Raw genomic sequence first — 21,899 nt, 5'->3', positions numbered from 1 at the left:
TTAAGCGGATTTTCGCAGATCGCTTTGATCCGCGACGATCCGTTAAATCCGTGTTTGTCCGCGTCTAATTTCTTCCTGCAAAACTTATGCGATCGAAATTCAGAAAATTCCTGCTCTACGCATTCGGTCTGGCCGTCTTGGCTGCGATTGCCTATGGCTTGATACCCGAACCTGTGGAAGTTGATCTGGCACAGGCAGAACGAGGCGCAATTCGCGTGACCGTGGATCAGGATGGCAAGACTCGCATTCGCGAAAAGTATGTGGTCTCGGCTCCCCTAGCAGGGCGGGTACTACGGATCGATATGGACCCCGGTGACGAAGTCCGTGCCGGAGATACCTTGCTCGCCAACATTGAACCCCGCGACCCTGAACTCTTGGATGCTCGTACAGTTGCCCAGGCAGAGGCTCGCGTGAAAGCCGCCGAAGCGACACTTGAGAAAATGGAGCCGATGCTCGAGGAGGTCACCGCCAATCAACAATACGCCGACAGTGAACTTAAGCGTGTGCAAGATGCCCGATCTAATAGTCCTTCGGCAGTATCGGAGAGTGAGGTAGAGAGCCGCCTGCTAGCGTCACGGACTCAGAAGGCGCTCTTGCGCACGGCGTTACAAAACAAGGAGATCGCCCGATTTGAACTCGATCAGGCGCGGGCGGCCCTGATCCGATCACGTCCACCTTCAGAGAATCCCCCCTTGGCGGAGAACAATGGTTGGAACTTTCCGATTCGTTCGCCAATCGACGGTCGGGTGCTGCGAGTGTTTCAGCAAAGTAGCGCCGTCGTAAACGCCGGCACACCCCTGTTAGAGGTTGGAGATCCAACAGACCTGGAAGTCGAGATCGATGTGCTCTCACGCGACGCAGTAAAAATAGAGCCTGGTACTCTCACCTTGCTCGAACACTGGGGTGGTGATCGAATCTTGCAAGGCCGGGTCAAAATAGTTGAACCCTCGGCCTTCACCAAGATTTCCACTCTCGGCGTCGAAGAACAGCGAGTGAACGTGATAGTCAGTCTGGTCGATCCCCCTCAGGACCGCACGGAACTGGGTGACGGATTTCGAGTCGAGGCCCGTATCGTGGTGGCTGAAGCGGACGACGTGTTGAAAGTTCCCACCAGCGCACTGTTTCGTGTAGGAGATGATTGGGCCGTGTTTCGTGCTGTGGACGGAGTCGCCCGCGAACAGATTGTAGATGTTGGCTTAGAAAACGGCCTTGAAGCAGAAATCCTCAAAGGCCTCTCATCAGGCGATGCCGTTATCGTCCATCCCGGCGACGAAGTTGCCGACGGCAGCAAAATCCGCCCTCGGGAATGACGACCTTTGGACTGGTCTCTTAAGCGACCAGTCCGACCTGCGTTGACAATCCTATTTTCTCTGCCGAAGATGAAGCGGAGCTAAAAACCCTAAAACTAAACTCAAGAAACGATCTCTATGTCCGAGACCCCCACCCCACTTGTTGGCGTTATCATGGGAAGCCGTAGCGATTGGGAAACCATGCGCGCCGCTGCCGAGGTGCTTAACGATTTCAGCGTTCCGCATGAATGCGAAATTGTCTCCGCCCATCGTACTCCCGAGTGGATGGTGGAATACGCCAAGACGGCCGAGGAGCGTGGCCTGGAAGTGATTATTGCTGGTGCTGGTGGCGCCGCCCACTTGCCAGGGATGGTTGCTGGACTCACGGTGTTGCCAGTCTTGGGTGTACCCGTCGAGAGTCGCGCACTCCAAGGAATAGATTCACTCCTGTCGATTGTGCAAATGCCGGGTGGGGTACCGGTCGGGACCTTGGCGATCGGGACGGCTGGGGCCAAGAACGCTGGTTTGCTGGCCGTGCGGATTCTTGCGGGAAGTCGTCCCGAATTGCGCCAGGAACTGCACAAATTCCATCAGGGACTCACTGATCTTGTTCGCCAAGACAAACTTCCCTGATTGACAGCTTTCTTGATTGAAGAGGGCCCGCTATCCTAGTTGCCATGATGGCTAACTCTTCGATCAAGCACGATACGTCTCCAATCCTACCCGGATCTCCGTTGGGGGTTCTGGGCAGTGGTCAATTGGGTCGGATGTTTGCCATTGCCGCGGGGCAACTTGGTTACCACGTCCACGTTTTTTCTCCTCGGCCAGACAGCCCGACTGGTCAGGTTGCTCATCGCGAAACCGTCGCCGAGTATGACGACATAGCGGCACTTGAAGCGTTTGCGCAATCCGTCGCCGTAGTAACATTAGAGTTTGAGAATATTCCCACGGTCGCGGTCGAGACGGTACAAAAGTTTGTTCCCGTCCGGCCCTCGTTGGATGTATTGCATATTTCCCAGCATCGACTTCGTGAGAAACGGTTTCTAACCGACGCCGGTATTCCCTGTGCGCCATTTGAAGCAGTGAATAGCCCTGAGCAACTTGAATCGGCGATTAAGACTCTCGGCCTCCCCGCGGTTCTTAAGACAGTTCACGCAGGCTACGACGGCAAAGGGCAATACCTCATTCGGGAACCCGGTGAATTAGCCACGGCCTGGGATGCCGTCGGCCAGCAACCAGCGGTACTTGAAGGTTGGGTTGATTTCCAACAGGAATTGTCGATGCTCGTGGCGAGGTCGGTATCTGGTGAGATCACGATCTGTGGTCCCATCGCCAACGACCATGTGAACCACATCCTAGACCTGTCCTACTATCCCGCCCCGGCATTGGCCGAAGTAGCAGAGGCTGCGGAGGAGATTGCCAGGAAAGTTGCCGAGCAATTGGAACTGGTAGGGATCGCGTGTGTGGAGCTGTTTCTCACGAGTTCAGGGCAACTGTTGGTAAACGAGATTGCCCCCCGCCCACACAACTCGGGGCACCTGACCATCGAGGCCTGTGAAACGTCCCAATTTGAACAGCAAGTACGTGCTGTTTGTGGCCTGCCGTTGGGTTCGATGCAAGCAAGATGTCCGGCGGCGATGACAAATCTCTTGGGTGATCTTTGGTCTTCAGGAGTGCCAAATTGGCACTCCGTGCTGAAAACTCCCCAGGCTCACTTGCATCTCTACGGCAAAGCCGAGGCCAAGAAAGGGCGCAAAATGGGGCATCTAACGGTGCTGGCAGACAAGTCCCCAGCTGCTGTCGAAGCCGCTCTTGCTCTACGCGCAGGTCTTCAAAACTGCTAATAACTGGATTATTGCGGTAAGATTAACCCCTGAATTCCGTCTCAATTTGGGGGGAGTTTACGCTGCAACACTTACCTCAGCTTTGAGTGACTGTTAGAATGAGGCGACTCGTTCAGTCGCAAACCGACTCTTTTTAACTGGTTCCCTCGCCCAATATCAAACGGAGAATAAGAGCATGAGTAAAATCTTGGCAATGTTGTGCTTCGGCTTCCTGGCCGCAGCGGTAATGTCTGATCGAACAGATCTAAATCTGCTCGATTCCGATAGCTTCGCTCACTGTGGCAAGTGCGGCGACGGTGATGCCGAAGACGATCACGAGCATGAAGGCGACGACGAAGAGTCGTTCGTCCACTGTGGCAAGTGCGGTGATGGCGACGCTGAAGACGATCACGAGCACGAAGGCGACGACGAGGAGTCGTTTGTCCATTGTGGCAAATGTGGTGACGGCGATGCCGAGGAAGACCACGACCACGAAGAAGATGAAGAATCCTTCGTCTAAATTCTGTTTGTGACATCTGAAAATTCAGCAGCCCGCAAGTCAATTCTTGCGGGCTGTTTTTGTTTCTGTGTTCTATCCGAGGCCTGGGGTGGGAATATTAAGTTCCTCCGCCCGGCTTGTCACTCAGCCGAGCTATTCTATACTGGACTTCCCGGTGCGAGTTTCCGTGACTCGCCGTCTTGATTTCGTCAGGTTTCGCGCAGAAGGAAGTACTCGCGTGGAAGATTCGCCTCCCTCGTTTTTGGCACGTCATGAGTTTCTGATTCGCCGACTGCACTCGCTTTCGGGACTGATTCCCGTGGGCGCGTATATGGTCGTCCATCTGCTGGTCAATGCCAGCGTGCTGGAGAGCCCCGCCACGTTTCAGAAGAATGTCTACCAGATCCACAGCCTCGGTTCGCTGCTCCCCTTCGTGGAATGGACCTTCATATTCATTCCCATTCTGTTTCATGCGATCATTGGTGTTGCGATCGTCATGGGAGGAATCCCCAACACGGGCAACTACCCCTATGCCGCCAATCGGCGGTATACCCTGCAACGAGTCACGGGCATGATCGCCTTTGTGTTCATCGCCATCCATGTGTTTCACATGCACGGTTGGATCCATGAAGATACTTGGCTTGAAAAAGTAGTGAAGCCTCTCGGGGGTGCAGAATTTCATCCTTACAACGCCGCGTCTTCCGCTGGTCTTGCACTCCAGAACTATGTAATGGTCGCGATCTATCTGATCGGGATCCTGGCATGCGTGTTCCACTTGGCCAACGGCATTTGGACCATGGGCATCACCTGGGGAGCCTGGGTCAGCCCCAAAGCACAACATCGCGCATCCGTTGTTTGCAGCGTGTTCGGCGTACTGTTGGCGATCGTGGGTGTGAGTGCCCTGTTCGGCATGCGGGCAGAGGGCTCAGGCGAGAAATTGATCGAAGCCCGTGAAGTCGAAGAGAAAATGTACGAGCACAAAATCGAATCGGGCGAGCTAGAGCCGAACGAACACAAACGGGCAGAAGTAAAAGAAAAAAATAACGAATGACGAAACACAAAGCCGCGACCGTTGGTCGCGTCTCTACGACGGTTCCGCGACCAACGGTCGCGGCTTCTTGGTAGTTAGTGATTTCCGAAAGACAAGAGCATGAGTAAACAAAGAGTTGTCGTAATAGGTGGTGGACTGGCAGGGTTGGCAGCCACCATGAAATTGGCCGAGTTGGGAATCGCTGTTGACTGCATCAGTCTCACGCCAGTCAAGCGCTCGCATAGCGTCTGCGCTCAAGGGGGTATCAATAGCGTCAACGAGCTTACCCGGCAACAAGGCGATACCGAATGGCATCACTTCGATGATACTGTCTACGGTGGCGATTTTCTCCAGCATCAGCCTCCGGTAAAGGAGATGGCCTATTGGGCACCACGAATTATCGACCTGATGGACCGACTCGGCGTTCCGTTCAACCGCACCCCGGAAGGATTCCGCGATCAACGCCGCTTCGGCGGAACACTCTTCAAACGCACCTCGTTTGCCGGTGCGACGACAGGTCAACAACTGCTCTATGCCCTCGACGAACAGGTACGTCGCTGGCATGCTGAAGGCTCCGTCGCTATGTACGAAGGGTGGGACTTTCTAAGTCCCGTCATCGACGAGGATGGGCGTTGCAGAGGGGTGGTCGCGCAGAATCTTGTGACGATGGAAATCCGCTCTTTCCCTGCCGATGCCGTTGTCCTGGCAACCGGCGGATGTGGACTGATCTTTGGTCGCAGCACCATGTCGATGGCTTGCACCGGCAGCGCCGTAAGCCGTGCCGCCCAGGCCGGGGCAAAGTATGCCAATGCCGAGTTCATTCAGGTCCACCCGACCGCCATTCCCGGTGCCGACAAGCTGCGTTTGATGAGTGAATCGGCACGTGGCGAGGGTGGCAGGGTTTGGGTTCCTCGCAAGCCACACGATCCTCGTGATCCCAAGCAGATCCCCGAAGCCGAGCGGTACTATTTCCTCGAAGAGCGATACCCGGAATACGGCAATCTGGTCCCCCGCGACATCGCCACTCGAGAGATTTTCGACGTCTGCGTTAACGACGGCCTCAGTGTGGAAGCCGACCGGCAATGTGTGTACTTGGATCTGACACACATTTCTCGCGAAGAGTTGGACCGCAAGCTCGGCGGCATCCTACACATCTACGAGAAGTTCCAGGGGGTCGATCCGCGGGAGTACCCCATGAAGATTTTCCCCGCCGTGCATTACTCGATGGGGGGCCTATGGGCTGACTACGAACGAACTCCAGAAGGTGGCCTCCAACCGGGTTCTCCTCGGAATCACCAGACACATATCCCTGGTCTCTACGCTATCGGCGAGTGTGATTACCAATATCATGGAGCGAATCGGTTGGGTGCTAACTCGCTCTTGTCTTGCATCTTTACCGGACTGTTCATTGCCCCAGGTATTGCGAACATGTTCAAGTCCCTCAAAGAGTCTGCCACTGACGAAAAGTTTGTCAGTCTCTTGCGAGGTCAACGTGCCCTTAAGCAACTGGAGCACGAGAACCTGCTCAAGCGCGAAGGGGGCCGAGAAAATCCGTACGTCATTCATCAAGAACTGGGCGACGTGATGACCAAAGCCGCCACCGTGGTACGGCGAAATGATCAGCTCACCGCTGCCATCGAAACGGTGAATAAACTAGCAGAGCGAGTTGAAAATTGCTCGCTCTCGGACACAGGGAACTGGACGAATCAGAATGTCGTCTTCACCAAGGCAGTGCGCGATATGTTCCCCGTCGCCAAAGCGATTCTCAAGGGAGCCCTGGCCCGCGATGAATGTCGTGGCGCTCATTACAAACCGGCCTTCGACATGCCCGGCATCGATGCCACCGATCCTGCCGAGCATCGCCGCCAAGCCGAGGCGTGGTGTGACAAATTCGAGGAAAAGAATCGCAAGTGGCTCAAGACCACGATCGCCAGCATCGACAAATCCGGCGAGCCCACGCTCAGTTACGAAGACGTCGACACTTCGCTGATTCCGCCGCGCCCTCGACTCTATGGCCTGGTCGGTGCAGAAGTGATCGAACAAGTTTGGCGGGAGCGCCAGGACAAAAAGGATTCCCAGTCGAATGACCTAAAAACGAAAGAGTCACTCGTTGCCAGCCAAACTTAGAAGCAGTTTCTTGCCACGGAATATCACGGATTAAAAACGGTTACGACAGGGATAAGACGCATGACTGAAGTAAATCTCTGTTTCTTCCGTGTCAATCCGTGGATAAAATAGGTAACCAAACTTAGCTAACAATTTGAAGCCCAATAACCAAATCAACTAACCATGATTGCCGACGCCACACCCTCCGCCAAAAAGCCTTCCTCATTTGAAGTCCGCGTCCTTCGCCAGGATGCTCCGGGGGAGCCCGGTTATTGGGAGCGGCACCTAATCACCTACGAGCCAAACCTCAATGTGATCAGCGTGCTGCAAAAAATCGCGGCACTCTCTACCACTTCCGACGGCAAAACCACCACGCCGGTTGCTTGGGATTGCAACTGTTTGGAAGAGGTCTGCGGGGCCTGCACGATGCTCGTCAATGGTCGCACCAGGCAAGCGTGCTCGGCTTTGGTGGATCGCCTCTTGGAAGACAATCCAGCGGGAATTGAACTTCGCCCGATGAGCAAGTTCCCCGTGCTGCGGGATTTGGTCGTTGATCGGAGCCGGATGTTTCGGACTCTGGAGAAGATTAAGGGTTGGATCCCTGTGGATGGTTATGGTGACCGGGGTGCCGGTCCCCGCGAATCGCAGGAGAACCAAGAGGTTCGCTATCCGCTTTCCGAGTGCATGACCTGCGGTTGCTGTTTGGAGGCTTGCCCCCAGTATGCCAAAGTGGAATTGTTTCAACGCTCGGATGAAAGCGACGCGGAATTTGCCGAGCGGAAAAACCAAGCGTACGACCAGGCATTCATCGGTGCCGCGGCAATCAGCCAGGCGATGCTCTTCAACGACCACTCCACCGGCCACATGAATGCCGACGAGCGACTCGACGCCCTCTCAGCCCCCGGCGGCTTACAAGTCTGCGGCAACGCCCAAAACTGCGTAGCCGTCTGTCCGAAAAACATCCCACTGACCACCTCCATCGCGCGCGCCGGCCGGCAGCTCACAGGCTACATGTTCCGCAAGTTCTTTGATCGTTAAGCAATCAAGTCATCCTAGCTCAGGGCCTGCCTTCACGCAGATGGGGGGTGGGAACCAACGAAAAGATAAGTCCCGCTCAAAGTGACTAAACCAGAACTGTCTCATGGCCACGGTGTGCAAGGCTCTCCTGAATAGAGCCAGATACCGAAAAGTCACAATTCGGGCCGGGTGAAGTAGCTGAGGAAGATTTGGCCGTCATGACGATTATACCAGCTCGCTTCGTTATTGCGCATCAAGTTCAGTGATCGCGAATCGCCAACTGCAGTCAATTCGGTTACACTTTGAGGCCTTGAAAATGCAGTAGTTGAAGTAAAGCTCCGAGCCCATTGCAAAATTCTTCCTCTCAGCGATTGAAGCAAATTTCAGCAAGTTCGACTTGGCTTTTGGATTCGGTTATGATGTTTGCATGGTTCTCGATGAAAGCCACGATAGTCTTGTTCAGCAGGCACTAGAGGGCGACAAAGTCGCCCTTGCGGACCTGTTTGCAATTTATCAAGAACGCCTGCGGCGAATGGTCGATTTGAGAATAGACCAACGAGTCCAGCAACGGGTAAGTACCTCCGACGTCCTGCAAGAAGCCTATGTAGACCTAGCAAATCAGCTTGGCAATTATTCTCGTAATCCGGTTTTACCGTTTTTCGTCTGGATTCGTCGCATCACCGGGCAACGACTTGCCAAGATTCATCGCCAACATCTCGGTGCCAAAAAACGCAACGCATCGCTGGAAATCTCGCTTTATCGGGGAGGGGTACCAAACGCTACTTCCTTTGCGCTGGCTTCAAATCTGGCGGGGTCATTCATTTCGGTTTCGGGAAAGGCAATGCAGATCGAACGTGAAGTCAAACTTCAAGAGATTCTTAATTCGATGGATACTGAGGACCGAGAGATTCTGGCCATGCGCCACTATGAACAATTGAGCAACGGTGAAGTGGCGCACGTGCTTGGCATCAGCGACGCAGCGGCAGGGATGCGACATCTTCGTGCTTTGCGTCGGCTCAAAGAAGCCCTCAGCCCCTATGGTGAATTATTTGACCTACCAGGCAGCTTCTCGGAGCATGACGAGGAGTAGGAATTCGTGGATCACAATTTCGAGGATGAATCGTTATGGCTGCTTGTCAATGAGTTTGTCGAGCGTAAACAGCGTGGAGAATGGCCGACAATCGAGGAATACTGTAATTCTCATCCACATCTGGCGACCCAAATCAAGGATCTGTTTCCGACATTGGAACTCGTGGAAACCATGCAACCTTCCTCGCAGGCGTCTCCCGGCGGGATTTTAGATCACTTTCCCCCACCTGAATCGATTGGCGACTATCGCGTTATCAGGGAAATTGGCCGGGGTGGAATGGGGGTGGTTTACGAGGCCGAGCAGGAGTCGCTGAAACGCCGTGTGGCACTGAAAGTTCTTCCTCGCAATGCACGAGACAGTGACGTCGTGCAGGCACGGTTTCTTAGAGAAGCACGGGCGGCGGCTCAGATGCATCACACGAATATTGTGCCGGTCTTTGAGGTAGGCGAAGCGAAAAACTACTTCTTTTATGCAATGCAGTTGATCGATGGGAAAAGTTTAGACTTGGTGCTCGATGAATTGAATCATAATCGCGGGAAGGGTGGTACTGATGAGTTTATGCAATTAGCTGCGGCCACCTCGTTGCAAGTTGCCGAGGCATTAGACTATGCACACGGTCGAGGAATTATCCATCGCGACATCAAACCAGCCAATCTGCTGATTGATGCTCAAGGAGTGGTGTGGGTTACTGATTTCGGTTTGGCAAAAACTGAAGAAGAGGGAATGACTCGAACGGGTGACTTTCTCGGCACGCTACGGTATATGGCTCCAGAGAGATTTAAAGGGAAGTGCGATGAGCGCGCCGATATTTATGCTTTGGGCTTGACCTTGTATGAACTACTTGTGCAGCGGCCAGCTTTCGACTCGCCTGACCGTCTACAACTGATCGACTTAATCAACAGGACGGATCCACCTCCACCCTCCTCACTTGATCGACGCATTCCACGGGATCTTGAGACGATCGTGCTGAAGTCGATCGACAAGGATCCTGATAGTCGGTATCCGACTGCCCGAGAGATGGCAGATGACTTGCGACGATATCTGGATGAAGAACCAATCAAGGCGCGGCGACACTCTGTGGTCGAACTCTTGTACCGCTGGTCAAAACGCAATAAGGGCATGGCGGCGGCATTCAGTGCGATTGGAATTTTATTGACGGCAGTTGCGATTGGGTCGTCGCTTGCCGCGGCGAAATTCCATGCGCAGAACGAATTAATTCGTCGCAATGCAACGCTGGCAGCAATGCGGTTGGAAGAGATTTCGCGACTGTCCGACAGCCAGCGGGTGGAAGATTTGAATAACGAAGCTGAACAAATGTGGCCCGCTACCCCTGAAAACGTCGAGGCGTTCGAGCAGTGGATCGAGGACGCCGAGGGGCTTATCTCCCGCTTACATGGGCATGAAACAGACCTGGCTGCCCTTCGCAAACGAGCCTCATCGTATTCCACGCAAAATGCCGGCAGCAAAATATCCTCGTGGCAGTTTGACGACCCCGCCTTGCATTGGCAACACAAAACTTTGTCACGGCTTGTAAATGACATCCATGCACTCGAGAGCGACGACCCTCAGGTCAGTGTTCTGGCATCCATCCGCAAGCGGCTACAATTCGCGCGGACAGTTCAACAGCGAACGATCGATGACTATCTGCTCGAGTGGGATCACGCCTGTAAGTCGATCGCTGATTCTGAAGAGTGTCCGCAGTACAAGGGACTCACCATTAAGCCTCAACTCGGCCTGGTTCCCCTTGGCCGCGATCCCGATTCTGGATTGTGGGAGTTCGCACATCTTGAGACCGGTGCGATTCCTATTCGTCGAGAGGGGAAGCTATTCCTCAACGACGATACAGGGCTGGTGTTCGTCTTGATACCTGGCGGTACATTTCTCATGGGGGCCGCACCGCTAGAGCTAGGAATTCATTTTTCAGCAAATGCACCGACAGAAGAAGAATATCTTGTAATCTCCGATGTGGAACCCCATTCCTTTGCCTCTGAGCTGACTTTGCTGCCAGGCGATCAAGTGATCTCGATCAACGGTCGGCGAATCCTCGCTGAGCTGGACTTGGAGAACTTGGTAAGTGACTTGGGTTCCGGCGACATGATGCGATTTGAGGTTCTGCGAGATAGCATTGCACAGCATCTCGAGGCTGAAATTCCTGCCAATGTCGATCCCTAGGCTAGTGCACTGGAGAGCCCTATCGCAGAAGTCACTCTCGCACCATTTTTCTTATCCAAATACGAAATGACACAGGGGCAATGGGCCAGATGTACAGGGAACAATCCTTCCTCGATCCAGGAGTCTTGGTTATTCAAAGGTAATCTTGGCATCGACGAAACGAACGAGGCAACTGACCAATCTATTCCTGTTCCAGAACAGCATCCCGTCGAATCGGTCAGTTGGAATGATACCAAGGAAGTGCTCGAGCGCAGGCTTCACCTCAGATTGCCTACCGAAGCTCAATGGGAATATGCGGCCCGGGCGGGAACTACTTCTGTCTATTGGTTTGGGAATCGAGTTGATGACTTCGGCAATGCGGGAAATGTCGCAGATCAGTTTGCCTACGATCATGCCACGCTACCACTTGGTGATTACGACATGCAGATTAATGATGGGTATGTCACTCACGCACCCGTTGGAATCTACCAAGCGAATGCATTTGGAATTCACGACGTTGTCGGGAATGTCGCGGAGCTGTGCCGGGATGAGTTCGAAAATTACACCAAAACGATGTTGCCTTGTACTGGGGAAAGACCGATGAACGGTCACCTCTTTGTCTCCGTTCGTGGTTCCTCATTCAAGTTTACAATCAAAGCAAATCGATCTGCAGGAAGGATAGGGACCTATCCTCACAAGGCGGAGCCCACCGTTGGATTGCGGCCTGCGCGTGCCGTGGACAACTAATGCCTCTGTTTGCTGGAATTGCTCGGAATTCTCGCAGGTTCTCCAAGATTCCCTGTTAAAAATCTGCGGAGATCGGAAATGTTTAGGTAGGGAAGTAGTTTCCGGACCGAACATTCTACGCAATTTGGTAATAAATGAAGGTGTTAAAACTCACCGTGATGAACGGCCCCAACCAGGGTCGCTCGTTGACAGTTGGCTGCTGCGAAACTTGTTTGATCGGCCGCGGGCCTCAGGCAGATTTTGTTGTGATCGATCTACGTCTGTCACGCGAGCACTTCTTCATCGACGGATCCCAAGGCAACTGGCAAGTGCGAGACATGAATAGTAGGCATGGCACCTACGTCAACGACCAGCGCATCGACGAAATACTTCTCGAACAGGACGATTTCATAATAGCTGGGGACACCAAGTTCCTGGTTTCTATTACCGACGTCCCAATCAAGCGGGAGCACTCATCATCGGTTCCACCACCGCACTTCGACTACGGCGAAAGCACGCGTCGGACCTGGACCCGCGCCGACTCGTAGGGTATTGCTGGTTGGCTAGCTTTTTCTGAGTGATTTACCGGCAATCTCAGAAATCTTTTGGTTTTGCTGTTAATGGCGAGGAAGTTTCGGAAATTAGTACTCAGAGGGAATGTCGGGTTGCGGCGGTGCTAAAACCCAAACAACTACGGTCATTATTCACAAATTGTAGAGTAAATCACGATGCAGCACTCTGGTTCGATTCAAACACGTCCTGTTTCCGTGCTTCTTTGGTCTTGTTTGCCAGGAGCCACGATAATCACTCAACTTTTCACCCTGTTGATTTGTGCAGCAGTATTTCTCGGCTCGCCGTCATCCCAGGCCGTCGAATGGGACAACATCACCGGCACGCCGGACCCTTGGTTCGACGACGCCGGCAACTGGCTCGGCGCCGTCGCGCCCGCCGCGACCGATACGGCCCATTTCGATCAGGCAGCCACTTACGAGGTCTGGTGGAACGCGAATACCGCCGCCAGCACACCAGCCATCAAGGTTCTGGACATCGATCAGGGCCACATAACATTCCTTCAGAACGATTCCGCGAACCCTTCAACTCAGTACGAACTCACGATCAATGGTCTGGGGAGTTATTCTGATTTCTCAGTTTCCGGTGTGGGCACAACGCTTACCGCTGCGGGTCTTCATTTGCACAGTATAGGAGGTGCGCAAATTCTCGGTGGGGCGACCTTGACGCTCGACGGTTCCCATGCGGCCGGATCCTTGCTGACGATCGACGGGTTGGGATTCGATGTTGAAGGTACGCTCAACGTGCAGTCCGGCGCGATAATCAACAATGCCAGCATCGGATACATCGGGCATTACGGATCGAATGGTGTTGCCACGGTTACCGGCGCGGGTTCGCAATGGAACAACGCGATCTACCTGGCGATTGGCCAGGGTGGTGCCAGCTCGCTCCTGGTGGAGGACGGCGGCCTGGTCAGCAGTGGCCAAGGCTTCCTCGGCCTTCTCAATGGGACAGGCATGACGACCGTGACCGGCACCGCCTCGCAGTGGAATGTGACGAGCACTCTCTCCGTGGGTTTTGACGGCGAGGGTATGCTGAACATCCTGGCCGGTGGTGTGGTCAGCAATGAGGAGGGCAGGATCGGCGATTCCCCAACATCAACAGGTCTGTCGACGGTTAACGGCCTCGGCTCACAATGGAATAATTCGGGCGATCTGACTGTGGGCAAAAGCGGCAATGGCACGCTCACCGTGGAAGCTGCCGGAATCGTGAGCAATCAGTTTGGCTACATTGGTCGCAACGCCGGTTCGACGGGACTGGCCACCGTGACCGGCATCGGTTCGCAATGGAATAGCTCGCAAGATCTGTATGTGGGCGAATCGGGCGGCGGCACGTTGAACATCCTGGCCGGTGGTGTGGTCAGCAATGTGGAGGGCAGCATCGGCCGGGTCTCCAATTCCACGGGTGTCGCTACCGTAAACGGCTCTGGTTCGCAGTGGAACCATTCGGGCGACCTGTCGGTGGGCTATAACGGCGATGGGACGCTGAACGTGGAGGATGCCGGAATCGTCAGCAATCAATTCGGCTACATCGGTCGTGGTGCCAGTTCGACGGGCATGGTCACCGTGACCGGTGCCGGTTCGCAATGGACCAACGGCAGGGCACTATTTGTCGGCGAGTCGGGCAACGGGACTTTGAACGTCCTTTCCGGCGGCATGGTCGTCAATAACGATGTCCGGATCGGGAACCTCGCGAATTCGATCGGCACCGTGACTGTCAGTGGCGCGGGCTCGCTGTGGGATAACAATGGCGAAAAATTCTCCGTCGGCGAAGCGGGTCAGGGTACCCTCAACATAGAAGACGGAGCAATCGTGAACTCCAACCGAGCCTATATCGGCAGTCTCGCAAACTCAACCGGCGCGGTTTCCGTGAGCGGAAGCGGCTCGCGGTGGAACATGACAGGCTCGGTATTGAGCGTCGGTTACCATGGCACGGGTACCCTCAGCGTTGAGGCCGGGGGTGTCGTTTCGGCGTGGGACAGCTACGTCGGACAGGAAGCGGGCTCGGTCGGAGCCGCAACGGTGTCTGGGCCGTTTTCGCGATGGAACAACACACGGAACTTGACCGTGGGAGGGCAAGGAGACGGGATGCTTGACATCACGGACGGCGGCGTGGCTACTGGCAATTTCGGGGAAATTGGCAAATCTGGGGGATCCACGGGAATCGTTACCGTTTCAGGTGCAGGGTCGCAGTACAGCATGTTTTATTACACCTACGTTGGCCTGTCTGGTAACGGAACGCTCAACATTCTCGATGGCGGCGAAGTCACTTCCGGTAATCGCGTGTCGGTCGGGTCTACTAATGTAGGGGTCGTCAACGTTGACGGCGCCGGATCAAAACTGAACACCTCCGATCTATTTCTGGGAACCAGCGGCACTGGTGAAATGCACATCGCTAATGGCGGCGTGGTCACCAGTGGAACATCCCTCATCGGCCGTAATGGGAGTTCGACAGGCATCGCCACCGTGACTGGCAATGGCTCGCAGTGGAATATTCCAAGCGTGGGCGAACTCCACATTGGCCTGGAGGGTAACGGCACGGTGAATATCGAAAATGGCGGTTACGTTAGAAGTTGGCTCGGGAGAATCGCCAGTGGATTTGGTTCCAAGGGCGTCGTCACCGTAACGGGAACAGGCTCTCAATGGAATAATCCTTCTGAACTTTATATTGCAGAAGAAGGCCAAGGCTCGCTGAACATCGAGAATGGTGGTGTGGTGAACGGGGGGAACACATATATTGGCGAAAAAGGCGCCAGTAATGGTTACCTCACCGTTGACGGGAGTGGATCACGGCTTGATGGTATTAGAGATCTTTATGTCGGCGCTGGAGATGGCTTTGGAACTCTGAACGTGCGGAATGGCGGAGTGGCCACGAGGAGCGATGTATATGTTGGCGAAGATTCACTTGCGTCCGGATGGGTCAACGTGACCGGCACTGGTTCGCGGTTGGATATGAAGTATTTTGTTTTGGGAGAACAAGGAACAGGGTTCTTGAACGTGGAGGATGGTGGTGTCGTCAATGTCACTGGCCTAGGTAAAAGCTTCATCGGGTATTTTGAGACAGGTGTTGCCACCATTACCGGGTCTGGCTCGCAGTGGAATAGCTCCCAAAACTTGACAGTGGGGGGGCGGGAAACCTCCGAGGGCCAAAGTGGAACCCTGAATATCCTGGACAACGGGCTGGTGACCGTTGGCGGAACGACGCGGATCTGGTCGGCTGGAACGGTCAATCTCGATGGCGGGCGGTTCGAGTTCGGACAAACGTCCCTGGCGGAATACGCTTCCATCAACGCCGTGAGCGGCTCGCTGGCCGGTAGTGTCATTCACACCGACTATTCGGACGTTTCGACGTTGTCGCTTTTTCAAAGCTCAAACCTGGACATCACCGATGTCTCGCTGGCCAATAGTGGGGTTTTGTATGGCGACGGCACGCTGATCGTCGGGCTGGTCAACAGCGCCGGCGGCGAGGTCGAGACCATCGCCGGTGAGCGGATGCGGTTTACCGGATCAAATAATTCCAACGCAGGCCAGGTCACGCTGCTCGGCGGCCAGGTCCACTTCACCAGTGACTTCACCAACGATGCGGGCGGCCTGGTCGTCGGCAACGGGTCCCTTCGCGCCGATGGCGGCACCACCAACGACGGTACGATGGCCTTCAGCGGTACGGCCAACGTCCTAGGCGACGTTACTAATAACGCCGGCGGGGTGATCAGCTCCTCCGGCGGAACGACTACTTTCTTCGACGATGTCGTCAACAACGGCACCATCCGCACCAATGCCAATAGCTTTACCGTCTACTTTGGCAGTTACAGCGGCAACGGCGACGGCGGCTTGGGAACCGTCATCATGGAAGGCGACCTCAAGCCCGGCAACAGCCCGGGGCTGATGGCCTTCGGCGGCGATCTGGTCTTTAGCGACGCGGCTGATTTGGAAATCGAAATCGGAGGACTCTCGCCTGGCACAGACTTCGACCAGTTGTTGGTCAGCGGGGATGCGGATCTTGGAGGCGCGCTCGACGTGTCTCTCATCAACGGCTTTGCTCTCAGCCCGGGGCTCTCTTTCGAGATTGTCAACGTCGACGGAACGTTGTCCGGCATGTTCGCGGGATTGAGCCAGGGTGCATTTGTCGGTAACTACGGCAGCACCAATCTGTTTATCGATTACACCGCCGGTGATGGCAACGACGTGGCCCTAATCAGTGCGCTTGAGGGTGACTTCGATTTCGACGGCGACGTGGACGGACGAGACTTTCTCATGTGGCAACGGGGCGGCTCGCCAAGTCCTTTGAGCGCTTCGGACCTGGTGGCCTGGAGAGCGAATTACGGCGACTCAGGACTACTGGCGGCAGGATTATCTGCCGTGCCAGAACCAAGCGGGATAGTGCTTGCACTGATTTGTCTCGTTCTAACAACTCGACGCGGGTATTGCTGAGTCGCTTCGAGAACATTTACTCCGACGAACGGCCCGAATCTTTGTCTTCTACCGGGGGTCTACAAGTCTGCGGCAACGCCCAAAACTGCGTAGCCGTCTGTCCGAAAAACATCCCACTGACCACCTCCATCGCGCGCGCCGGCCGGCAGCTCACAGGCTACATGTTCCGCAAGTTTTTTGATCGTTAAACAATTTCGATTGCTTTGATCAAAAGCGAACCGACGGGTTCGCATTGGCAGTCGCTGCTGAGGCTAGGAATTCTCGAGCAACATCTGGTCGCATGCGATTGTAGTAGTTCAGCCGGCCTAGCCACTGGGAGACTTCCTGCTGCGAAGGCTCTCGATTTGTCACCATTTCAAACATTCGGCGGACGTACTCAGCATCGTTTGCTTGCGATTGATAGTAGAATTCAGGTGTACTCAAGATCTGTAATTGGGCATCGGCAAGTGTGCCGCCACGGGCCAGGTGGGCTTCCCACACATAGAGTTCTTGAGCCCGCGGTTCGCGACCCAGATACTGGCGGAACCATCGCGAAATCTGCGCCAATTGTTCTTGACGACTGGGAGTATTAATTCCACCAGGATACGAGGAGGACTCAACTAAAAGTCGTACGTTGTTACTTGGGTTCGAACCAAGGACGGGCATATCACTCCGCGTTCGATAGATTTGGCTGCCTCGTGATTCGATATAGGCATGGAGTACATAATTGCGACGCGGGTCGATCTGGGTTCCATCGTAGTCGATGGTGAACTGAATTGGTGCGGTTCGAATTCCAGAAATGGTCTGCTTCGCAATCGTGATTGGCCGAATATCGCTGCGGACTACCTCTCGCAACTCGACCACAGCAACCGCATCGATCGGCAAGGAGGATCGATCATTGTAGGTAATCGTGCCAGATAGCACTTCATTTCGCCCATCAAGTTTAATCGGCAAGTTCATCAGCTTACCGTTGCGACCATCCTGCACGAGCATCTGCGCCCAGCCATTGCTATCAGCATGGCGTTCTAGTTCCTGACCAATGTCGTAAAGCACACCATTGACATAGCCCACTTGGTAGCCGTGAATCGAGATCACACGATCGTTCACTTCTAATCCAGCCCGTTCTGCTGCCGATCCGCGGATCACTTCGCGGACGACGACACCGGTGGTTGAATTTTCTGGATAGATCCCCAGTCGCCATTTCTGCGGCGTCGAAGGGGTATAGGGATTGGGATTGAACATCGGGTCTAGTGGTTGCGCCAGTCGCGGATCAAACGAAGGACGCGTTGGGTCATTCCACTGAGGCTGCGTAATGCTGCCCGTTCGATCACGATCGATAGCAGCTGAACCGTAGCCATAGGCTGGATTGCTGTAGGCACTATTCATGGAGCTGGTCCACGATGGAGCAGATTGCGAATGGGTCGACAAGCGATTGGTATCGACGCCACTTGCTTCGCCGCTGATCAAGAGCATGAGCGAACTGCAAGCTGTCCAAGATACGTTTTGTACTGTTTTCATGGATATCCTTTCCCACATGAAAATGATTTGAAATTGTTTGATAGAGTTTAGTATTCTTGGAAAAGTGTCTAACGAGAAAGTCCCAGTCCGACCGCGTCAAGCGCGACTCGAGCTGGGCGGGCGGGTATCGCTTGATAGCCTGCTTTGAGGACATCCTCTTGGCCCATTCGGCTAAACACATAGCGAATGAACTCTTGTTCGACTGGATTCATGTCTTGCTTGGGATCGTGTTTCACGACCAATTGCAAACGTCGCACGAGCGGGTACATTCCCATGTCGGCTTCGGGGGAATCAATGGCGACGAACTCTTGTCCTTCGGTGAAGGCCAGCGGAACGGTTTTCACTTCGGAAGTTGTATACGACAAACCTCCAAAACCTACTCCCCCCTCATCCTTGGCCACAGCATCAACGATCTCGATGTTCGATTTGTGCGATATCATATCTTCACGGATGGGAGCACCTAAAAGCACCGCTTCCTGTATAAAGACCTGCGATCCCGTGTCGAACGTGCGTGCATGGACGGTGATCGGCATCTTGGCCCATTTTCCGGTAAGACCCACCTGGCCCCACGTGTGGCAAGGCCCTTTGGCACCGCGCTTACACTCTGAACCAAAGACTGCGTCTAGTTGCGCGATCGTCATGCCTTCGATCGGGTTGTTCTTATTGACATAGATAGCTGTCCGTTCTAAGCATGGTGTGAGTACGACAGGAGGGTATCCGAGCTCATTCTGAAAAGACTCGACTTCCTCTGCAGAAATCGTCCGACTTAAGAGACCGATATGCGTATCGCCCTTTTGTACAGACTCGACGGCTTCGCGCGAACCATTCACCTCGACCGTAATATTCACGTCGGGATACAACTCAGTGAAGCTATTGATCCAGCCACTCGCGACATGCGACATCGTATTCGACCCCCCCAGCTTTAATTCGCCGGCGAGTTTCTCTACGGGGCGATAGTAGGGCAAATTCGGATCCAACAGGGGAACATCGAGCGTCTCAGCGAACGATTGACCAACAGTCAAGAGTGCCAAGACAAGAAACGAGAAAGGTGAAGCGAAGTGACGCATCTGCTAGCTCCTTCTGTGCAGTGTGATTTAAGAATCCTGGGCCGCCTACAAATTGCGATTTTGCAACTGTCGAGCCCAATGTAATTCGAATCGTATTTTGTGGTAAAGACGAGAATATCGAGTGCTAGCATTCAAAAAACACAAGGTTCTAATAGCCGTCGGCGGAAGCCGATGGTCGCGGCAGAGAAGAAATCACCATCGGCTTCCGCCGACGGCTATTATGGGTGGTCAATCACTCACTCGGGCGTACGAGAATTCGCCCATGATTTTTCCCCGCGAGCATAGCCGCAACTTCTGTTGAAATCTCGTTCAGAGATACTTCCCGAGCCAGAGGCTCAAGCTTCTCTGCAACATTCCACTCTCCTGAGAGTAGATCCCAGATTTCCATCCGGGGCTCTCGAGGACATTTGGCTGAGTCAATGCCGCAAAGCGTCACCCCCCGCAAAATGAAAGGATAGACAGTCAGCGGCAAAGTGTCCCCGCCAACCAATCCGCAGGCAGCCACGCAACCCCGATAGGCAGTCGATCGCAGCAGGGTCGCCAGAGTATTACCTCCTACCGTATCCACCGCGGCAGACCATTGAGAGGGGAGCAGTTGTTTCTCGCTTTCGTCGTCAACTTCCGTTCGGCCAATGATTCGCTGGGCACCCAGTTCTTGCAGCAATTCGCTGAATTCCGGTTTACCTGTGACGGCGACAACCTGGTATCCCAACTTCGCCAGCAAAGCCACCGCGATACTACCTACTCCGCCTGTGGCACCAGTAACCACTACTTCCCCTCGCTTGAGACCAACGCCGTGGTGTTGGATCGCGTGCACGCACTGGGCAGCCGTGAACCCCGCCGTACCGTAGAGCATCGCTGTTCGAGGCGTGAGCGACTTCGGCATCGGTACGACCCACGCCGCCGGTACCCGAACCTGAGCAGAGTAGCCACCCCACGCGCCGCTGCCGAGATCATATCCTGTGACCAAAACGGAGTCACCAACCGAAAAATCTGCCACGGTCGATTCGAGGACCTTCCCAGCACAGTCGATCCCCGGCACGTGCGGCAGCTGCCTCACAACTCCCGGATGTGCGTGGCAAGCGAGCGCGTCTTTGTAGTTGAGCGACGAATACTCCACTTCAATCACGACATCACCGGCCGGCAAATCAGCGCGAGTGATTTGCTCGACCGCGAACGTTGCATCCGACTTGTCTTCACGCCGAACGATCAGAGCAGGAAAGGATTCCATGGGCATCGTCACTTGCTCGCTAATTCAATCGGTAGTTGGTCTATCTTCGCCGCGAGAATAAAATCGTTTTCTGACAATCCTCCAATCGCATGGGTCCACAACTCGACCGACACGTTGCGATAACCTTCGATGTGCAGGTCGGGATGGTGGCCATCTGCCTCAGCGACCTCAGCGCACTTCTGAAAGAAATCCATCCCTGCCAGAAAATTCTTCACTTTCCAATCTTTGCGAATTCGTTGACCCTCGTGAGTGAGATACCAACCTTCGTGATTGGACAGTTGGGCTTTCGCCTCGTCTGGCGAATAGGGATCGACGCCCCCTTCACAGGGCAAGCATTTTTTCTTCGTTAGTTGTTCGGCGGTTTGCGTAGCCATGATGAACCTCCTGAAGGTTGAAGTTAATCTTTGTAATAGCCGTCGCCGAAAGGCGATGGTGCGCAAGGGGTCGACCAACCATCGCCTTCCGGCGACGGCTAGAAAGGACTCCTAACATCGATTATCTCCGTATGAGGTGGAATCCGTCAAATCGCACCCTTGCTTACCGATACTCGCTAGCCTACGTTGAACTCCATGGCTGAAGATTCACAAAAAATCCCAACGCTTGTTACCTTGGAAGAAAGACTCACCTTCCAGCAACGGCAGCTTGACGAACTAAACGAAGTCATTCTTCTGCAGCAGGCCGAATTGGAGCGTCAGCGAAGAGAGTTAACGAAGTTGGCCAACCTAGCACAGGGGCTCCTCGATCGCACGGGGGAAGACCTTCCCCACGAAAAGCCCCCGCATTATTGAGGGGCGAGGCTTCTGCCAAAATGGCAGCAGCAAACCTCCTCAATCGGCCTCGCAAAGCAGACTTCGCCAAAAATGGCAGGACTGCGACAAGAGTGCCTTTTGTCATAATGCTTTGATATATAAGCGCTTACGACAAACACTGGCTTTGGCGCGCTGGTTGCAATTACGACCTGCAGCCTTAGGAGGCGTTCTGCGCCCAGGTTTTAGAAATCAATACAACCAACTTTCCAACTATTCAATTCACAAACCGGAGTACTTTCAACATGGCAGCAACCGCCACCAAGAAGAAGAGCAAAGTCACCCTGCAACCCCTCGGCGACAAGGTCGTCGTCTCCCGTGATGAATCCCAGGAAGTCACAGGCGGCGGCATCTATCTTCCTGACAGCGCCAAGGACAAACCTTCCCGCGGCACCATTATCGCCATCGGTACGGGCAAGTTGCTCGACGACGGCAGTCGCGGCGAAATGCAAGTCAAGAAAGGGGACCGCGTGTTGTTCACCAGCTACGCCCCCGAGACCATCTCGATCGACGACGAGGAATTCCTCCTCATGAGCGAAAGCGACATCCTCGCGGTCATCGACTGAC

General features: G+C 54.3%; 18 protein-coding genes. 14 read left to right on the top strand and 4 right to left on the bottom strand.

Going from position 1 to position 21,899, the window contains the following annotated elements; translation table 11 throughout:
- Nucleotides 1–86 precede the first annotated feature (86 nt).
- The 12 genes from Pr1d_RS03595 (at nucleotide 87) to Pr1d_RS03540 (ending at nucleotide 16,731) form a co-directional block, all read left to right on the top strand.
- The gene (locus tag Pr1d_RS03595; protein ID WP_148072246.1) at nucleotides 87–1,310 is read left to right on the top strand and encodes an efflux RND transporter periplasmic adaptor subunit; all 1,224 of its coding nucleotides are present in this window, start codon (nucleotides 87–89) and stop codon (nucleotides 1,308–1,310) included.
- A gap of 117 nt (nucleotides 1,311–1,427) precedes the next feature.
- Complete coding sequence (gene purE / locus Pr1d_RS03590; RefSeq protein ID WP_148072245.1) at nucleotides 1,428–1,922, top strand: 5-(carboxyamino)imidazole ribonucleotide mutase; 495 nt, start codon at nucleotides 1,428–1,430, stop codon at nucleotides 1,920–1,922.
- Between the two features lie 44 nt (nucleotides 1,923–1,966).
- The gene (locus Pr1d_RS03585; RefSeq protein ID WP_238476630.1) at nucleotides 1,967–3,133 is read left to right on the top strand and encodes a 5-(carboxyamino)imidazole ribonucleotide synthase; all 1,167 of its coding nucleotides are present in this window, start codon (nucleotides 1,967–1,969) and stop codon (nucleotides 3,131–3,133) included.
- Nucleotides 3,134–3,308: 175 nt separating this feature from the next.
- The gene (locus Pr1d_RS03580; protein ID WP_148072244.1) at nucleotides 3,309–3,632 is read left to right on the top strand and encodes a hypothetical protein; all 324 of its coding nucleotides are present in this window, start codon (nucleotides 3,309–3,311) and stop codon (nucleotides 3,630–3,632) included.
- Between the two features lie 166 nt (nucleotides 3,633–3,798).
- A complete protein-coding gene (locus Pr1d_RS03575) occupies nucleotides 3,799–4,662 on the top strand; it encodes a succinate dehydrogenase cytochrome b558 subunit (protein ID WP_238476629.1) in 864 nt (287 codons plus the stop codon).
- Between the two features lie 99 nt (nucleotides 4,663–4,761).
- Nucleotides 4,762–6,768, top strand: coding sequence for a succinate dehydrogenase flavoprotein subunit (gene sdhA / locus Pr1d_RS03570; RefSeq protein ID WP_148072242.1), 2,007 nt, complete (start codon nucleotides 4,762–4,764; stop codon nucleotides 6,766–6,768).
- 162 nt (nucleotides 6,769–6,930) lie between these two features.
- On the top strand, nucleotides 6,931–7,785 hold the full coding sequence (sdhB, locus tag Pr1d_RS03565) for a succinate dehydrogenase iron-sulfur subunit (RefSeq protein ID WP_148072241.1): 855 nt from the start codon (nucleotides 6,931–6,933) through the stop codon (nucleotides 7,783–7,785).
- Nucleotides 7,786–8,191: 406 nt separating this feature from the next.
- The gene (locus Pr1d_RS03560) at nucleotides 8,192–8,854 is read left to right on the top strand and encodes an RNA polymerase sigma factor (RefSeq protein ID WP_148072240.1); all 663 of its coding nucleotides are present in this window, start codon (nucleotides 8,192–8,194) and stop codon (nucleotides 8,852–8,854) included.
- Between the two features lie 6 nt (nucleotides 8,855–8,860).
- Entirely contained in the window at nucleotides 8,861–11,026 is a 2,166-nt protein-coding gene (locus tag Pr1d_RS03555) for a serine/threonine-protein kinase (protein WP_148072239.1), read from the top strand.
- 9 nt (nucleotides 11,027–11,035) lie between these two features.
- Nucleotides 11,036–11,752, top strand: coding sequence for a formylglycine-generating enzyme family protein (locus Pr1d_RS03550; protein ID WP_148072238.1), 717 nt, complete (start codon nucleotides 11,036–11,038; stop codon nucleotides 11,750–11,752).
- A 134-nt stretch (nucleotides 11,753–11,886) separates the two neighbouring features.
- On the top strand, nucleotides 11,887–12,279 hold the full coding sequence (locus tag Pr1d_RS03545) for an FHA domain-containing protein (RefSeq protein ID WP_148072237.1): 393 nt from the start codon (nucleotides 11,887–11,889) through the stop codon (nucleotides 12,277–12,279).
- Nucleotides 12,280–12,459: 180 nt separating this feature from the next.
- Complete coding sequence (locus Pr1d_RS03540) at nucleotides 12,460–16,731, top strand: hypothetical protein (protein WP_148072236.1); 4,272 nt, start codon at nucleotides 12,460–12,462, stop codon at nucleotides 16,729–16,731.
- Between the two features lie 207 nt (nucleotides 16,732–16,938).
- Here Pr1d_RS03540 and Pr1d_RS03535 read toward each other — a convergent pair whose 3' ends face one another.
- The 4 genes from Pr1d_RS03535 to Pr1d_RS03520 all read right to left on the bottom strand — a co-directional run bounded on the left by Pr1d_RS03535 (nucleotide 16,939) and on the right by Pr1d_RS03520 (nucleotide 20,900).
- Nucleotides 16,939–18,228, bottom strand: coding sequence for a YbaY family lipoprotein (locus Pr1d_RS03535; RefSeq protein WP_168205034.1), 1,290 nt, complete (start codon nucleotides 18,226–18,228; stop codon nucleotides 16,939–16,941).
- 68 nt (nucleotides 18,229–18,296) lie between these two features.
- Complete coding sequence (locus Pr1d_RS03530; protein WP_148072234.1) at nucleotides 18,297–19,295, bottom strand: PstS family phosphate ABC transporter substrate-binding protein; 999 nt, start codon at nucleotides 19,293–19,295, stop codon at nucleotides 18,297–18,299.
- A gap of 232 nt (nucleotides 19,296–19,527) precedes the next feature.
- Nucleotides 19,528–20,532, bottom strand: a complete 1,005-nt coding sequence (locus Pr1d_RS03525) for a YhdH/YhfP family quinone oxidoreductase (protein ID WP_148072233.1) — start codon at nucleotides 20,530–20,532, stop codon at nucleotides 19,528–19,530.
- Between the two features lie 2 nt (nucleotides 20,533–20,534).
- Entirely contained in the window at nucleotides 20,535–20,900 is a 366-nt protein-coding gene (locus Pr1d_RS03520; protein ID WP_148072232.1) for a 4a-hydroxytetrahydrobiopterin dehydratase, read from the bottom strand.
- A 195-nt stretch (nucleotides 20,901–21,095) separates the two neighbouring features.
- On the opposite strand from Pr1d_RS03520, the gene Pr1d_RS03515 reads away from it, so the two are divergent.
- On the top strand, nucleotides 21,096–21,314 hold the full coding sequence (locus Pr1d_RS03515) for a SlyX family protein (protein ID WP_148072231.1): 219 nt from the start codon (nucleotides 21,096–21,098) through the stop codon (nucleotides 21,312–21,314).
- A gap of 263 nt (nucleotides 21,315–21,577) precedes the next feature.
- Nucleotides 21,578–21,898, top strand: a complete 321-nt coding sequence (locus Pr1d_RS03510) for a co-chaperone GroES (protein ID WP_148072230.1) — start codon at nucleotides 21,578–21,580, stop codon at nucleotides 21,896–21,898.
- Nucleotide 21,899: the final 1 nt, after the last annotated feature.

The organism is Bythopirellula goksoeyrii (assembly GCF_008065115.1).
Lineage (GTDB): Bacteria > Planctomycetota > Planctomycetia > Pirellulales > Lacipirellulaceae > Bythopirellula > Bythopirellula goksoeyrii.
This window is presented reverse-complemented; position numbering and strand designations above follow the sequence as displayed.

Coding starts and splice junctions, on each gene's coding strand:
- Pr1d_RS03595 (WP_148072246.1), top strand. CDS start 87: ATGCGATCGAAATTCAGAAAATTCCTGCTCTACGCATTCGGTCTGGCC.
- purE (WP_148072245.1), top strand. CDS start 1,428: ATGTCCGAGACCCCCACCCCACTTGTTGGCGTTATCATGGGAAGCCGT.
- Pr1d_RS03585 (WP_238476630.1), top strand. CDS start 1,967: ATGATGGCTAACTCTTCGATCAAGCACGATACGTCTCCAATCCTACCC.
- Pr1d_RS03580 (WP_148072244.1), top strand. CDS start 3,309: ATGAGTAAAATCTTGGCAATGTTGTGCTTCGGCTTCCTGGCCGCAGCG.
- sdhA (WP_148072242.1), top strand. CDS start 4,762: ATGAGTAAACAAAGAGTTGTCGTAATAGGTGGTGGACTGGCAGGGTTG.
- sdhB (WP_148072241.1), top strand. CDS start 6,931: ATGATTGCCGACGCCACACCCTCCGCCAAAAAGCCTTCCTCATTTGAA.
- Pr1d_RS03560 (WP_148072240.1), top strand. CDS start 8,192: ATGGTTCTCGATGAAAGCCACGATAGTCTTGTTCAGCAGGCACTAGAG.
- Pr1d_RS03545 (WP_148072237.1), top strand. CDS start 11,887: ATGAAGGTGTTAAAACTCACCGTGATGAACGGCCCCAACCAGGGTCGC.
- Pr1d_RS03540 (WP_148072236.1), top strand. CDS start 12,460: ATGCAGCACTCTGGTTCGATTCAAACACGTCCTGTTTCCGTGCTTCTT.
- Pr1d_RS03535 (WP_168205034.1), bottom strand. CDS start 18,228: ATGAAAACAGTACAAAACGTATCTTGGACAGCTTGCAGTTCGCTCATG.
- Pr1d_RS03530 (WP_148072234.1), bottom strand. CDS start 19,295: ATGCGTCACTTCGCTTCACCTTTCTCGTTTCTTGTCTTGGCACTCTTG.
- Pr1d_RS03525 (WP_148072233.1), bottom strand. CDS start 20,532: ATGCCCATGGAATCCTTTCCTGCTCTGATCGTTCGGCGTGAAGACAAG.
- Pr1d_RS03520 (WP_148072232.1), bottom strand. CDS start 20,900: ATGGCTACGCAAACCGCCGAACAACTAACGAAGAAAAAATGCTTGCCC.
- Pr1d_RS03515 (WP_148072231.1), top strand. CDS start 21,096: ATGGCTGAAGATTCACAAAAAATCCCAACGCTTGTTACCTTGGAAGAA.
- Pr1d_RS03510 (WP_148072230.1), top strand. CDS start 21,578: ATGGCAGCAACCGCCACCAAGAAGAAGAGCAAAGTCACCCTGCAACCC.